General features: G+C 36.1%; 13 protein-coding genes. 8 read left to right on the plus strand and 5 right to left on the minus strand.

What is annotated here, in order from left to right; translation table 11 throughout:
• Positions 1-45: 45 nt before the first annotated feature.
• Both V192_RS0109800 and V192_RS0109805 read right to left on the minus strand, forming a co-directional pair.
• Positions 46-648 (minus strand): hypothetical protein, encoded by a 603-nt coding sequence (locus V192_RS0109800; RefSeq protein WP_025871254.1) that lies wholly within the window; start codon positions 646-648, stop codon positions 46-48.
• Between the two features lie 44 nt (positions 649-692).
• A complete protein-coding gene (locus V192_RS0109805; protein ID WP_025871256.1) occupies positions 693-1,484 on the minus strand; it encodes a MurR/RpiR family transcriptional regulator in 792 nt (263 codons plus the stop codon).
• Positions 1,485-1,647: 163 nt separating this feature from the next.
• On the opposite strand from V192_RS0109805, the gene V192_RS0109810 reads away from it, so the two are divergent.
• The 8 genes from V192_RS0109810 to V192_RS0109845 all read left to right on the plus strand — a co-directional run bounded on the left by V192_RS0109810 (position 1,648) and on the right by V192_RS0109845 (position 11,094).
• Entirely contained in the window at positions 1,648-3,096 is a 1,449-nt protein-coding gene (locus V192_RS0109810) for a glycoside hydrolase family 1 protein (protein WP_025871258.1), read from the plus strand.
• 203 nt (positions 3,097-3,299) lie between these two features.
• Positions 3,300-4,148 (plus strand): PRD domain-containing protein, encoded by an 849-nt coding sequence (locus V192_RS0109815; RefSeq protein WP_025871260.1) that lies wholly within the window; start codon positions 3,300-3,302, stop codon positions 4,146-4,148.
• 4 nt (positions 4,149-4,152) lie between these two features.
• The gene (locus V192_RS0109820; RefSeq protein ID WP_025871262.1) at positions 4,153-6,012 is read left to right on the plus strand and encodes a beta-glucoside-specific PTS transporter subunit IIABC; all 1,860 of its coding nucleotides are present in this window, start codon (positions 4,153-4,155) and stop codon (positions 6,010-6,012) included.
• Positions 6,013-6,111: 99 nt separating this feature from the next.
• Positions 6,112-7,539 carry a family 1 glycosylhydrolase gene (locus V192_RS0109825; RefSeq protein WP_025871264.1) on the plus strand — a complete coding sequence of 476 codons (1,428 nt, stop codon included), beginning with the start codon at positions 6,112-6,114 and terminating at the stop codon, positions 7,537-7,539.
• 285 nt (positions 7,540-7,824) lie between these two features.
• The gene (locus V192_RS0109830) at positions 7,825-8,838 is read left to right on the plus strand and encodes a lipoate--protein ligase (RefSeq protein WP_035011227.1); all 1,014 of its coding nucleotides are present in this window, start codon (positions 7,825-7,827) and stop codon (positions 8,836-8,838) included.
• Positions 8,839-8,853: 15 nt separating this feature from the next.
• Complete coding sequence (locus V192_RS0109835) at positions 8,854-9,585, plus strand: methionine ABC transporter ATP-binding protein (RefSeq protein ID WP_025871268.1); 732 nt, start codon at positions 8,854-8,856, stop codon at positions 9,583-9,585.
• Positions 9,582-10,244: a methionine ABC transporter permease gene (locus V192_RS0109840; RefSeq protein WP_035011230.1), complete on the plus strand. Its 663-nt coding sequence runs from the start codon at positions 9,582-9,584 to the stop codon at positions 10,242-10,244. The genes V192_RS0109835 and V192_RS0109840 overlap by 4 nt, the downstream gene beginning before the upstream one ends.
• 28 nt (positions 10,245-10,272) lie before the next feature.
• The gene (locus V192_RS0109845) at positions 10,273-11,094 is read left to right on the plus strand and encodes a MetQ/NlpA family ABC transporter substrate-binding protein (protein ID WP_025871273.1); all 822 of its coding nucleotides are present in this window, start codon (positions 10,273-10,275) and stop codon (positions 11,092-11,094) included.
• Positions 11,095-11,194: 100 nt separating this feature from the next.
• On the opposite strand, the gene V192_RS0109850 is transcribed toward V192_RS0109845, so the two are convergent.
• From V192_RS0109850 to V192_RS0109860, 3 genes are all read right to left on the minus strand, one after another.
• Positions 11,195-12,691 (minus strand): helix-turn-helix domain-containing protein, encoded by a 1,497-nt coding sequence (locus V192_RS0109850; protein ID WP_025871276.1) that lies wholly within the window; start codon positions 12,689-12,691, stop codon positions 11,195-11,197.
• 142 nt (positions 12,692-12,833) lie between these two features.
• On the minus strand, positions 12,834-13,019 hold the full coding sequence (locus V192_RS0109855) for a hypothetical protein (RefSeq protein ID WP_239644633.1): 186 nt from the start codon (positions 13,017-13,019) through the stop codon (positions 12,834-12,836).
• Positions 13,020-13,032: 13 nt separating this feature from the next.
• Positions 13,033-14,241 (minus strand): MFS transporter, encoded by a 1,209-nt coding sequence (locus V192_RS0109860; RefSeq protein ID WP_025871280.1) that lies wholly within the window; start codon positions 14,239-14,241, stop codon positions 13,033-13,035.
• Positions 14,242-14,353 lie beyond the last annotated feature (112 nt).

The following is a 14,353-nucleotide window of genomic DNA, read 5'->3' on the forward strand; positions in this document are numbered from 1 at the left end:
AAAGCAGGAGGAGCTGACGTTGAATGTTAGCTCCTCCTGCTCTTTTTAGTTTGGCGGTGTATCTAAATAATCATGAATGACATCTGCATATTTTTCAACGATCATTTGCCCTTTATCCATCAAAATATAAATACCAGGATCGACCATATTAACGATATAATCGGTGGTGAATTCCTTTTTCAATAATTTGATTGCTTCTTCTTTAGTATTACATTTATTTAGTCCATTGTCTTCAAAGACTTCATTCAATTGACTTAAAGACCAGTAATCAATAACGGAGGCATCGTTTAAAATATCCAAATAATCAGCAAACAATAACTCGTTCGTACTTGCTACAGGATCGATCCCAAGCTCCATTTCAAAGAATTCTGGAAAAATGGCCGTAGTCGAATCTTTTTCATTGACCCAATCAAGTAAAATGACTTCTCCTGGCAGTAACCCATCTGCGTTACGGATCATGCTTTCTTTTGGAACGAGTTTGGCGGTACCGTTGGCAATTGATTTCAGCCATTCATCTACATTGCGGTCCTCAGACATTACTGGAAATTCAGGATAGGTTTCGTAAATAGCCACGATTTTTGCAACTTCTTCATTTAAATCAACAACATCCTTTGGTTCTTCTTGTTTAAAAAAATCAAATAATCCCATATCTAACTCCTTTTGTTTACGATACTTCATGTATCTAAACGAATTTATTGATATAAACTTGTATAGCGCCGTACGAAATAATCCAGAAAGAACGTTAAAGGATAATTACCGATACGAACATAATTTGTCGTTGTTACATTCACTGATAGATCAAATTGGTTGGTCAATGTATTTTGTGTATGCTGTGTTAGAAGAATCGATTTTGCTGGACTATCACTGATTTTTCTCATTAATTCACTACTTCGATTGAGTAATGAGCCATAAGATGAAATGACGATCACGATCGATTTTTCACTCAGTTCTTCAACGAATGCTTGCTGTGTTTCTTCTGTTTCCCCTACGAAAACTAACTTTTGGCTTAGGAGAAAAGAAGTTTGTAGATCTTTTGCTAGTTCAAGTGTCGCACTGTAACCAATTAAAATGACTTCATCGGCTTGGTGGATATCAGCTAATATATGATCGACTTGCTCAATATCGATTGTTTCTAAGACATCATTTACCGCTGTGATAATTTCAGATCCATAAGAGGCAAGGTAACTTTTGGGATCATCTTTAAGCTCTGTTAGCTCTTGTTCTTTCATCCGTAAACCACTATGCTTTTTCATCGTTCCTAAAACAATCAAGGATTCTCTTAAAGAAGCAAAACTAGAAATGCCGAAATGACGACAAAAACGTGTAAGAGTTGCAGGGGAAACAAAACAGCGTTCTGCAATTTCAGTAATCGTTAGTGTTCGGATTTCGTTTAAATGATTAAAGAGATAAATGATGATTCGTGAGTAAGTCGCATCTCGTTTATTTGTGTTTAAATAATGGAGAAAATCAAATAGATCAAGCATCAAAAAACTCCTTTGTAAAAATTCATTTTCGCAAATATGAAAATGGAGAGCAATAATGAAAATAGCCCTTAAAACATAAAAATGACTTTCCTACTTCTCATGTTAAGATAAGGATGTTACACCAATTATACACTAAATCAATGACCGAGAGGATGGAAAAAATATGAGTGGCTTTCCACAAAATTTTTTATGGGGCGGCGCAACTGCGGCCAATCAATTTGAAGGGGCATTTTTAGAAGATGGTAAAGGGTGGTCTACCGCTGATACAGCTCGTTATGTGAAAGAAAATGGCATTAGTATGTCTGAATTGTTGAAACCAACAACTAAGGCAGACGTTGAGTTTGCGATGAATGACAAAGAAGGTGTTTATCCTAAACGTCACGGTATCGATTTCTATCATAGATATAAAGAAGATATCGCGTTATTTGCAGAAATGGGCTTTAAGACCTTTCGTTTATCGATTTCTTGGCCACGTATTTTTCCAAATGGGGATGAACTTGAGCCAAACGAAGCAGGTCTCGCATTTTACGATGCGGTTTTTGATGAATGTTTGAAATATGATATTGAGCCACTAGTGACGATTTCTCATTATGAGTTTCCTTTAGGTTTAGCGTTTAAACAAAATGGCTGGGAAAGTCGTGAAACGATCGAAGCCTTTGAACGTTATGCACGTGTCTTATTCAATCGTTACAAAGACAAAGTGAAGTACTGGCTGACCTTTAACGAAATCAATATCATCGGCATGACAGGGTATTTAAGTGGTGGTATTTTAGCTGACGGAGAGAAAAACATGCTGCAAGCGCAATATCAAGCAGCTCATCATCAATTTGTCGCAAGTGCATTGGCGGTCAAAGCCTGTCATGAAATTATTCCTGATGCACAAATCGGTTGTATGTTAGCGAGAATGGAAGCTTATCCAGAAACGTGTAATCCACTAGATGTCATGGAAAGTGTGAATAGTGACCATAATAATTTATTCTATTCGGATGTTCAAATTCGTGGTTACTATCCAAGCTACATGAATAAATTCTTCCGCGATCATACTATTACAATCAAAAAAGAAGCAAATGATGATCAAATTCTACGTGAAGGTACTGTTGATTTTATGTCATTCAGTTATTATATGAGCAGTATTGCTTCTCATAAAAAAGACGGGGATACAACAGGCGGTAATCTTCTTAGCTCTAAGAAAAATCCGTATCTTGAAGCTAGTGATTGGGGCTGGCAGATCGATCCAGTTGGACTTCGTGTGACGTTGCATAAATTATATGATCGTTATCAAGTGCCGTTGTTTATCGTAGAAAATGGTTTAGGGGCTAAAGATGTTGTTGAAGCAGATGGCAGCATTCATGATAGTTACCGCATCGATTATCTAAGAAGTCATATCGAGCAAATGGAACAAGCCATTGATGAGGGCGTTGATTTAATGGGCTACACTCCGTGGGGCTGTATCGATTTAGTTAGCGCAAGTACAAGTGAAATGTCCAAACGTTATGGTTTTATCTACGTTGATTTAGATGATGAAGGAAAAGGTAGTTTAGAACGTTCTCGCAAAGATTCTTTCTACTGGTATAAAAAAGTGATCGAAACAAATGGAGCAGAGTTAAAGTAACCAATGAATCCTGATTGTAATTCTAATGAAAGCGTTGCATATTAAGACAAAATGCATTATACTGAAAACAAGAAAAAAAACGTTAATGACGATGCAGTCATTTTATAGAGTATGTTACTGAATCATGCAGGCAGAACTCAAATTACCTAGGAATGTCCTTTCCTGGGTAGTTTGAGTTTTTTTTCTGGAAAGGAGTAAATCAAGTGAAAGTAAGTCAAATTTTAAACAACAATGTAGCAATCGTAAGTCGAGGAGATAATGAGGTCATTGTTTATGCGAAAGGATTGGCCTTTAGAAAAAAAGTCGGACAGGTAATCTATGAAAATGAAATCGAAAAGACCTATGTTCTAGATTCAAATGATATGCTGGAGCATTTTAGTTATTTGTTGTCTCATTCTGATGCCAATCATATTACGTTAGTCAATCAAATCATTGCTTACGGAGAAGAAAAGTTGGGTGAAAAATCAAATGATTATCTCAGTTTGACATTACTGGATCATATTGAATTTGCATTGAAACGTGCAGCCAAAGGACAATTTATTCGCAGCCCATTGACTTGGGAAGTAAAGAAATTTTATCCACAGCATTTTGACATTGGCATGTATGCATTGGATTTGATCAATGAACAATTTCAACTGACATTTCCAGAAGATGAAGCTGTTTCGATTGCGTTACACTTTGTCAATCTGCAGGAGGATAAGAATAATCTAGACGAAACGATCCGCTCGATGGAAAGTTTAAGAGATATCTTATCGATCATTCAGTACCATTTTCAACTCAAGTTAGACGAAGGCTCTATGAATTATATGAGGCTGATGACCCATCTGCAATATTTTATTCAACGAATCATGACTAAAAATAGTTATGAAGACAGTGACATGATTTTGAATGAGCAAATCAAGTTGATGTATAACGATTCGTTTGAATGCGTGCAAAAAATCAGAGTCTATATCAAGCAAAAGTATACCTGTGATCTAACGATCGACGAAGAAACCTATCTTATGCTCCATATCCATCGAGTGACGAATCGGAGTCAAAAAGAGAGGGAATAAAAAAATGAACTATCAATCATTTAACGAAGAAATCATTCGCTTAGTAGGCGGAAAAGACAATATCCAAGCCGTTGTTCACTGTATGACGCGCTTACGATTTACCCTGAAAGATCGCTCAAAAGCGAATACAGAAGAACTGAAAGCTTTAGATGGTGTAATCGATGTTGTATCTAATAATGTAGCGTATCAAGTTATTATTGGCACCCATGTTAGTGAAGTTCATACTGAATTGATCAGTATGTTAGGGCTTGCTCCTAGTTCAAATGAGGAGACCGAAGTAAAAGAGAAAAAAAATCCACTAAAAGCTGCGATGGATCTACTTTCTGAAACGATGACACCCGTGATCGAACCAATTATTGCTTCTGGACTGTTAGCTGGATTTTTATCCTTATTTTCAATCACGGGACTGATTTCAGCAGATAGCCCAACCTATCAATTATTGGATTCGATTCGTTCAGCTGTATTTTTCTTTTTACCGATTTTTATCGCAATGTCTTGTGCCAAACGCTTGAAAGCAAGTCCATATTTGGCTGTAGCACTTGCTGCAACATTGGTTTCAAGTTCGATCAATGATGTAGCAGGTTTAAGTATTTTTGGGATTCAATTGCCGCAAATGGTCTATGCGAATTCATTTATTCCAATTATTTTAGCCGTTTGGTTTATGGGGCAATTAACGGTTTTATTAAAGAAATATGTTCCTAAATTTTTACAGTATTTTTTAAATCCATTATTGATCATGGTGATTTGTTTGCCAGTGACGTTATTGATTTTTGGTCCGATCGGTATTTGGATCGGTGACGGTATCGGTTGGTTCTTTGAAGTACTGCATAATACCTTTGGCAGTTGGATCGTGGTGATGTTGTATGCAGCGTTTCAGCCATTCTTGATCATGTTAGGTGCGGGGAATTTCATGATGCCGCTAGCATTGAACTTTGTGAATAAAATGGGGTATGATCCGATTTTCTTAGCAGCCGCAACGATTTCTGATTTAGCCGTATCTGGTGCAATGTTAGGGTACTTTTTAAGAGCGAAAGATTCTAAACAAAAACAATTATTTGGAACGGTCAGCTTTAGTGCATTAATGGGTGTAACAGAACCGGCGATTTATGGTGCGTTTATTAAGTATAGGAGACCTTTTATCGCAGTGATGATCGGCGGTGGCCTTGGTGGTTTATTTGCTGGGTTGATGAATGTTAAGACCTATTCGATTGTTTGGGGCTTGATGGGATTACCTTCTTATGCGGATAATCAAGATTTTTCTAACTTAGTTTTTATGATCATTAGTGTTGTCATTGGGTTTGTTGCAGCGGCAATTTCAGCCTATATTTTAGGCATCCCGCAAGAGGAAAAAGAATCCGTGCTTAAGGAAGAGCAAAAAGAGACTGTTGGAGAGAAAAATATTGAATTGAAAAAGGTTCCATTAGCATCTGTTGTTGAAGGAAAAGTCGTTTCCTTAGCTGAAATCAATGACCAAGCATTTTCAACAGGCGCATTAGGCAAAGGCTTGGGAATTATACCAACAGAGGATAACATTGTTGCACCGGTTTCAGGAGAAATTTCAGCCGTTTTTCCGACAAAGCATGCAATCGGCATTAAAACAGACCAAGGAATTGAAGTACTGATCCATATCGGAATAGATACAGTGGAACTTGATGGTAAGCATTTTGATACGATCGTCGAACAAGGGGATACAGTGAAGCAAGGTCAATTACTGTCTACCGTTGATTTTGCAGGGATTCAAAAGGCTGGTTATGATCCGACGGTGATTGTGGTCGTAACAAACACAATGGATTATTTAGATGTGATCCCAGCGGTAAAAGAGGAGTTAGTTGCTCAGGATGAGTGTTTAACAGTTATTTTATAGATAAGCTGTTAAGAAGAGTAAGGGTTTTTTACAGATTTCTTTCTAGTATAATGAGAATCAAGCAGAGATTGTTACTAATAAATCAAGGAGATTTTTTTAATGAAGAATAATGAATTTTTATGGGGCGGCAGTATTGCGGCTCACCAATGTGAAGGAGCTTGGGATCAAGATGGTAAAGGTGTAGCGATCATGGACCTTGTTACTCAAGGAACATATGAAATCCCACGTGAAATCTGTCAAACGATCGAGGAAGGGAAGTATTATCCTTCTCATGACGGGATTGATTTTTATCACCGCTACAAAGAAGATATTGCACTATTTGCTGAAATGGGGTTTAAAGCGTTACGTATTTCTATTGATTGGTCAAGAATCTATCCTAAGGGTGATGAAGAGCAGCCAAATGAATTAGGGATTCAGTTTTATCAGAATGTTGTTGACGAGTTACTAAAGCATGGGATTGAACCCATCGTGACACTGTATCATTTTGAAATGCCGATACATCTAGTTACAGAATACGGTTCATGGACAAACCAAAAAGTCATCGATTTTTATTTAAAGTATTGTCAAACCATGTTTGAAGCATTAAAAGGCAAAGTACGTTATTGGGTGACCTTTAACGAAATGAACCATATCGATCCACAAACTGAAGCATCAGATATTTTCACCTATATTATCGCGGGCTTGAAATATACGGAAATGGACAATAAAAAACAGACATTGGCAACGATCAGTTATAACATGACTTTAGCTAGTGTAAAAGCTGTTAAATTAGCACGGATGATCGATCCGAACAATCAAGTTGGCTGTGTTTTTGGTTTAACGCCAGCGTATCCATTGAACTGTGATCCGCAAAATGTGATGAACGCATTAAAAGAAACAGATCGCGAATTTTACCAAATTGACGCTATGTGTATGGGCAAGTTTCCTGAATATAAATTAAAAGAATATCAAGCACAAGGAATCGATTTAATCGTCTCAAAAGCAGATCAGCTAGCATTTAAAGAAGGGACGTTAGATTTTATTGGTTTAAACTATTATTCTTCTAGCGTGGCACATTATGAAGGTGATGAGGACAATGAAGAAACCTTATTTGGCGGTGTCCAAAATCCTTATTTAGAGCAAAGTAAATGGGGCTGGGCTATTGATCCAACTGGATTGCGATATATCTTGAATTATGTTTATAGACGCTATGGACTACCGATCATTATTACTGAAAATGGCTTAGGTGCAGTGGATCAATTGGAAGCAGATGGTTCAATTCAAGATGATTATCGAATCGAATATCTTCAAAAACACTTAGAACAAATGGAAAAAGCAATTGTGGAAGATCATGTGGATTGCTTTGGCTATCTCATGTGGGGACCCATCGATTTAGTTAGTGCAACAACTGGTGAAATGAAAAAACGTTATGGATTCATTTATGTAGATAAAAATGATGATCAGACAGGAACCTTGGAACGGAAAAAGAAAAAGTCTTTTGATTGGTATCAAGCAATCATTAAAAAGCATCCTAATTTTACTGTCTAACCATTTAAACATCGAGCCCAAGTCAAAACTGATTTTAAGTTTTGGTCTTGGGCTCTTTCTAATTTTTGCTAACAGATGTGTACCAAAATCTGTCTCAAGTTGAAATTTCTGTTATATAAAATATCATTTTTCCTCATAATATAAAGCTTTTTTGAGCAAATATGTGTAATATTATAAGTAAGAATGCTAGACTAGACCTATTGTTGGAATTATCAGAAATTTTATGGATTTTCTATTGAAAGCACTTTTATAGAAAATTTCTGTAATAAAGAAAAGAGGAAGAAAATGTATTATGTGATGATGCCTTCTCTTGATATTCGCCGAAATTTAGCCACAGAGCAATATTTGCTGAATGAGCGAACATTTGATGAACCACTTGTTTTATTTTATATTCAAAAACCTTGTGTCATTATCGGGCGCAACCAAAACGTACGTGCAGAAGTAGATCTGAAGTACGCAAAAGAGCATCAAGTTACGATTACCAGAAGGTTATCCGGTGGTGGTGCAGTCTATGATGATTTAGGGAATGTAAGCTTTAGTTTCGTTGTAAATGCCGATCATGCTGCTTTTGGTAATTTTAAACGGTTTACCCAACCAATCATAGATGCCTTGCATGAAATGGGCGCAACAGATGCTAAGGTCAGCGGGCGCAATGATTTAATGATCGATGGGAAAAAATTCTCCGGAAATGCCATGTATACGAAAAATAAAAAGATGTATTCTCATGGCACCTTGATGCTGGATGTTGATTTAGAAGAAGTCAGTCGTGTTTTGACTGTTTCTGAAAAAAAATTAGCGTCCAAAGGAACGAAATCTGTCAGAAGCCGAGTAACCAATCTTAAGCCTTATTTAGCAAAAGAATATCAAAACATCACAACAGAGGAATTTCGAGATCGATTGCTACTGCATTTATTTAATGCTGAGACAATGGAATCTATCAAAGCACAAGAATATGTGTTGACTCAAGCTGATGAACAAGCAATCGATCAATTGGTGACAGATATTTATGCAAACGATGCTTGGGTATTTGGTGAAGAGCCTAAATATACGATCAAAAAAGAAGAAAAGTTCAAAGGTGGCTTAATAGAAGCCAATATTTCTGTGGAAAAGGACCGAATCACAGCAATCACGATTTATGGTGATTACTTTAGTCAAAAGGATACGCAAGAAATAGCTGATTTATTGATCGGTTGTAAGTACGAACAAGAAGCCATCAAGCAAGTATTAGCACCGATCACTATCAATGATTATTTTGCCAATGTTTCTAAAGATGAATTTGTTCAGTTACTGGTCGACTAAGTTGGAGGATATAAAATGATTACGTTTGAACAGGTTTCAAAAAGTTACAGTCATAATGGCGTAGCCGTCACAGCATTAGATCATGTTGATCTGAACATCAAAGAGCATGAGATATTTGGCGTGATCGGTGAAAGTGGCTCGGGTAAATCAACCTTATTGCGTATGATCAATACCTTAGAGCTGCCCAGCCAAGGAAAAATCAAAATCGCTGGAACAGATTTATTAGAACTGAGTGATACACAAAAACGGCAAAGCCGAAAAAATATCGGCATGATTTTTCAGCAATTTAATTTGCTCTACAATCAAACCGTGAATGAAAATATCGGACTGCCATTACGTTTGAATAAAGCCTACGATCAACAGAAAGTCCAAGAAGTGTTGGAATTTGTTCGCCTTTCAGATAAAGGAAACCATTACCCAAGACAGTTGAGTGGTGGGGAAAAACAGCGAGTAGGGATTGCTCGAGCATTGATTACAAAGCCGGAAATCCTACTTTGTGATGAACCGACTTCTGCATTGGATGGACAAAATGCCTATGATGTTTTGGCATTGTTGCGGAGAATCAACCAGACTTTTGGGACAACGATGGTCATCGTCAGCCATGAGCTAAACTTGATCAAACAATTATGTAATCGGACGGCAATATTAGAAAATGGCAAAGTTATCGAAACACTAGAAATTCCAAAAGCACAACAACAGCCACAGTTTAGTTCTTATTATGAACGAGTTCGGGAGAGTTTGGGATGATGACAGAATATATCGAGAAAATGAGCTATTATCTTCCAGAATTAAGCAAGGCTTTGTCAGAAAGTGGTATCATGATTTTGATTTCGATCATCGCAGCCATTACCATTGGTTTACCACTAGGAACCTTTGTCTATTTAACTAAAAAATTACCAACAAAAACCAATCATTGGCTCGGTCTTTTGTTAAATGGCTATATCAATATTGTGCGTTCATTTCCATTTTTATTGTTTGTGGTAGCGTTGATTCCCTTTACTCGCTTAGTATTAGGGACGGCATTTGGGACCTATGCTGCTTCATTACCATTAAGTTTTGTTGCGGTTGCGCTATATGCTCGGCTTGTAGAACAAGTATTGTTAGAGATTCCAAATGATATTTTAGAACTCGCCCAGTCTTTGGGTAGTACGAAGTTTCAACTAATTAGTCGTTTTTTGTATGTTGAAGCACGATCGGGGTTGGTCCTTTCACTGACCTCAGTGATTATTAGTATGGTTTCTTATTCCACGGTGATGGGCGTGATCGGTGGCGGTGGTATTGGTGATTTTGCCTTGCGCTATGGGTATCAAAGGTATGAATATGCGGTCATGTACACAGCCATTGTACTTATGATCATTTTTGTCAGTTTTATTCAAATCAGCGGCAGCTGGTTAGCAAAAAAATAAATAAAAAATAATAGATAGGAGCAAGAAGATGAAAAAGAGAGTAATGATTAGTTTGTTAGCAGTTGCAGGTTTAGTAATGGTAGGTTGTGGGGGACAGAAAAAAGCAGCAGATTCAGAAAAAAAAGAAGATAAAGTGATCAAAGTTGCTTCACATATTCCCTCGACTGTAGAAGTGGTTGAATTGGCTGGTAAAAATATTGAAGATGGTTATAAGGTTGAATTGGTTCAAGTCAATGACAATATTCAATACAATGAGCTGTTAAATGCTAAGGAAATCGATGCAAACTTTGCACAGCACGAACCGTTTATGCAAAAATTTAACGAAGAAAAAGACGGTAATTTAGTAATTGTACAAAAAATATACAACGCAAAAGTCGGCTTTTATTCTAAAGAATACAAAGATATCAACGATCTGCCAGAAGGCGCTAAAATTGCACTGCCAAGTGATGTCTCAAATGAAGGACGCGCATTAGCAATTTTAGATGACGCTGGTTTGATCAAATTAAAAGACGGTGTTGGCTTTAACGGCACAATCAAAGATATTGTAGACAATCCGAAAAAGTTTGAATGGGTATCTGTCGATTTATTAAACCTAGCAGAAGCATATAATGAAAAAGATATAGCAATGGTTTATAATTACCCAACGTATATTGCAAAAATTGGTTTAACGCCAAAAGATGCGATCTTATTAGAAAAGAAAGTCGATGATCGTTTTGCAATTAGTCTGGTTGCTAGAGAAGATAACAAAGATTCAGATAAAATCAAAGCATTGAAAAAAGCCATGACCAGTGATAAAGTACGAGAATTACTGGAAACGAAATATAGTGAAACATTAACACCAGCATTTTAAAGTACAATAAAGAGTGTACGGCTCTTCCATCATTTGACGGATAAGAGCCTGACACTCTTTTTTTTGAGCTAGAACTGTGATCTAAAAATTCACGAACTGACTATAGCTGTTTATAGAAGACATGTTTATACATCTGAGTACTAACATAGCTGATCAAGGATGCCCATTCGCTTTCATTTAAAGGGTTATCGAAATAAAAGAAATTCTCATTGGGGTATCCTTTTTCATAACAGTCAGAAATCATGATATCCGATTGGTCAATAGTTTCAACAAAAGCAATCGATTCAGAGCTGAAGAAACTTGAAAGACTTCTTTCTATTTCTGCTGTAGTAATATGATTTTTTGAATATTGAATAAAAATCTTTAGCTGCTTAGGCTTTTTAGCGTAGTCTATAATGAAATAAAATATATAGACCATGTAGGTGAGCGCACTCTTTGATTCTAATTCGCCAAGGTAAGGTGTTTCGGCAAACAATTGCTTCGCAAGTTCTGAAAGTTCGATTTCCATTTGTGGAAAGTCAGCAAAATCAGTACCTAATTCAGAGAGATTCTGGTCATGTTCAAACAAGTCGGTATTATCAATGGATAAGTATGTAACAAAAGTCAACATAAGTAGGAGTGAGTGATAAGAAAAAAGGTAATCCTCACGTATTGGCTCAATAGCATAAGTTGCATAAAGTCTATCCAAAATAAACGTACAACTCTTAGAAATCGGCAAATCGGATTGAATAAAAGCTTTCGCTATGTCTAGCTTCTGAGCTTTTGTATCACTATTGTAGATGTAAAACCGACATAAAAAGCCAAAGTAGCTTTCTTCTTGAACAAGAGCTGCTTCAGAAATCTGCATATCAACTGAAAATGTTATTGGATGAATGGTATTCATTAACCGAACAACTTCTAAAAAATCAGCATCAAGAGTTACTAGTTTATTCCTATAAAAAATTCTCCATGTAAAGATAGTTTGATAATAGTTTAAACGGACTTGTTGGGATTCGGAAATATTGTCGATATGGATGTCTTTCTCTTGAAGATAGCTTAAAGATTCCCTGAACGGCCAAACAATTCCCTTAAAAACAGCCCAATGATAATAAAAAAGAAATAATCGAATATTTTTCTCTAAACCCTGAAAATTAGAATGTGATTTTTCACCTGTAAAAATGAGTTTTACATTGAAATAACTTAGGGCTTTATTAATCTCATTTAAACTTTTATACGTTTGAGCAACACTTAAATTGATTTTTTGAGAAAGTGCCTCCACGCTGTTGAAATAGTCCCATAACACAGAATTAAAAATCAAATACTCATGAGACTGCTGTATATAATGGAGTCTTAGCTTATCAATAACAAAATTTATATTTATCCAGTCATCTATCAAAATAGTGAAAAAAATATTATTTTTACTTAGATGAACCTCGTTAGAAGAAAAAACTTCTGCTAAATCATTGTTAAGTGCTTTAAGTTTTGGGTAAATTAGATTTAACGATATTTCAGACTTCTCTGAGAGTGGATTGACAGAAATCCCATTTTTACTGAATAAAATAAGCTTGAATAGTTCAAATTTCTGCTGATCACTTTTCTTCATAAAAAAACGTTTCATAGTTTTATAACCTCCTTTGTGAATCATAATATTTATTTTTAAATAATCAATAAAAAGATACGATAATTAAATGAGAAAAATAAAAAATGGGAAAACAATGAAAAAAAGAAGCTCAGTCTCCTAAGCTTCTTTTCTCATCGATTTAACCCATGATATTATTATTTTCTGTCGCTGCTTCAATTGCTTGTGCATAGTAGCTCATATTCATTTGATACTTGTCAATTGAAGTGAGGTCCTTTTCTATATGGCCTAAACGAGCGTTTAATTCTTCCATTTTAGCTAAGGTTTGTTGCAATACATCAAGCATGCGTTCATCTGTATTCATCATATATTGTCTCCTTTTATTGTTCATTCAATTTATTTTCATAAGAAGGTGCTTTTGACTGGTAAAATAGGGCGTAAAGGATCATACAAACCACCGGAATCAGACCCGCAACGAAGTACATCTCTTGGAAAGAAAGAAAACTTCTTAGTTCTCCTAAGACGTAGGGACCAACACCCAGGCCAAGATCTAGTCCAATGAAGTAAGTGGATAACGCAATGCCTATTCGATGACTATTGGGACTGACTTTTAAACAAACAGCTTGACCATTAGACATAAAAGTACCATACCCTAAACCAATCAATCCACCTGAAACAAACAACATCCAACTACTAGTTGTTACACTCAATAACAGCAATCCTCCAGTTAGAAAAAGAAAACTGGGATACATCACTGCATTTTCACCGCGAGCATCAAAGATTCTTCCAGACATCGGACGAGTTGCTGTGATCACCAATGCGTAGACTACAAAGAAAAACGAGCTAGCACCGACTAAATCGATCACTTTGGCGTAAGAGGAAAGAAATGAAAGGACACTTGAGTAGGAAAGCCCCATCAAAAAAGCAATAAAAGAAATAAATAGTACTTTTTTTTCAATAAAACTATCAATGGTCCAACGAGATAAACTAGCTTTGTGTTCTGGACTTAATTGAATATTTTTTACAGGGAAGATAAAACAAGCAATTGTAGTCAATAAAATCAATATAATTGAAAATAGAATAATAAAATAAAAACTCATAGTATTGAGTAAAACCATCCCAATAAATGGACCGATCGCAGCCGCTAAACTGGTGCTTAAGCCATAATAATTGATCCCTTCCCCATGTTTTGATTTGGGGATATAAGCAGTTACGATCGCATTGGTGACAGTTGATACGGTTCCATACCCAAAGCCATTGAGCAAGCGAACAAGATAAAGAATCCCAATACTTGGAATATAAAGATAAGCAATGGTTGTAATGAGGTAAAATAAAGCACCATATCGTAAAACCGCTTTTCTACCAAGCAGTTCCAACATTTTTCCCATAAATAGACGAGCAAATAAGGTGCCTATAATATAAATTCCTGAGGCAAGACCTGCTTGACCTAATGAGGCATGAAGTGTATCTTGGGCAATCACTGCAATGATCACCATCAATAAGTAATAAACGAGATAGACCACAAAATTGATCAACGTAATGCTGATAAAGCCTTTATTGAATAACTTTTCTTCTGAATGTTCCGTCATTGTTGAATGTTCCTTCTTTCTTATTATGATAAGCTAAAATTGCAAATTACAATTCTTTTCTGAAAGCTAGTGTATAGATACTATACGAAAAAAATCATAAAAAAAAATGCGG

This window comes from Enterococcus crotali, assembly GCF_000633635.1.
Taxonomy (GTDB): Bacteria; Bacillota; Bacilli; order Lactobacillales; family Enterococcaceae; genus Enterococcus_L; species Enterococcus_L crotali.

Bases quoted from the DNA above. Each gene is read 5' to 3' on its own strand.
- V192_RS0109800 (WP_025871254.1), bottom strand. From the start codon at position 648: ATGGGATTATTTGATTTTTTTAAACAAGAAGAACCAAAGGATGTTGTT.
- V192_RS0109805 (WP_025871256.1), bottom strand. From the start codon at position 1,484: ATGCTTGATCTATTTGATTTTCTCCATTATTTAAACACAAATAAACGA.
- V192_RS0109810 (WP_025871258.1), top strand. From the start codon at position 1,648: ATGAGTGGCTTTCCACAAAATTTTTTATGGGGCGGCGCAACTGCGGCC.
- V192_RS0109820 (WP_025871262.1), top strand. From the start codon at position 4,153: ATGAACTATCAATCATTTAACGAAGAAATCATTCGCTTAGTAGGCGGA.
- V192_RS0109825 (WP_025871264.1), top strand. From the start codon at position 6,112: ATGAAGAATAATGAATTTTTATGGGGCGGCAGTATTGCGGCTCACCAA.
- V192_RS0109830 (WP_035011227.1), top strand. From the start codon at position 7,825: ATGTATTATGTGATGATGCCTTCTCTTGATATTCGCCGAAATTTAGCC.
- V192_RS0109835 (WP_025871268.1), top strand. From the start codon at position 8,854: ATGATTACGTTTGAACAGGTTTCAAAAAGTTACAGTCATAATGGCGTA.
- V192_RS0109840 (WP_035011230.1), top strand. From the start codon at position 9,582: ATGATGACAGAATATATCGAGAAAATGAGCTATTATCTTCCAGAATTA.
- V192_RS0109845 (WP_025871273.1), top strand. From the start codon at position 10,273: ATGAAAAAGAGAGTAATGATTAGTTTGTTAGCAGTTGCAGGTTTAGTA.
- V192_RS0109850 (WP_025871276.1), bottom strand. From the start codon at position 12,691: ATGAAACGTTTTTTTATGAAGAAAAGTGATCAGCAGAAATTTGAACTA.
- V192_RS0109855 (WP_239644633.1), bottom strand. From the start codon at position 13,019: ATGATGAATACAGATGAACGCATGCTTGATGTATTGCAACAAACCTTA.
- V192_RS0109860 (WP_025871280.1), bottom strand. From the start codon at position 14,241: ATGACGGAACATTCAGAAGAAAAGTTATTCAATAAAGGCTTTATCAGC.